Below are 255 nucleotides of genomic sequence, written 5' to 3' on the forward strand. Positions count from 1 at the left end.
GTTAGACAGAGGCTCGTGCTGCAGTCCTGCACTATCCCTGCCCCGCAGTGCGCGATTCAGGCAATCGCAAACGGCGCGCGGTCTTTGCCTGCAATCCACTGGGGCGGCTTGCCCCGGCCGGACCAGGAGGCGCCGGTATCAGGATCGCGGTATTTGGCGGCGACTTTCTTGGGGGCGGGTTTCCAGGGGAACACCTGCTGGGCGGTGAAGCCGAACTCCGCGATCAATTCATGGACGGTGGCCAGCGCCTGCACG

General features: G+C 65.1%; 1 protein-coding gene. It reads right to left on the reverse strand.

Features of this window, described 5'->3' with window-relative positions; translation table 11 throughout:
• Positions 1-56 precede the first annotated feature (56 nt).
• Positions 57-255: H-NS histone family protein (locus tag NFX52_RS30660; protein WP_252636044.1), on the reverse strand; the 199-nt coding region annotated here is incomplete at its 5' end.

The sequence above is a fragment of the Acidovorax facilis genome (assembly GCF_023913775.1).
In the GTDB taxonomy this organism is placed as follows: domain Bacteria; phylum Pseudomonadota; class Gammaproteobacteria; order Burkholderiales; family Burkholderiaceae_C; genus Acidovorax; species Acidovorax facilis.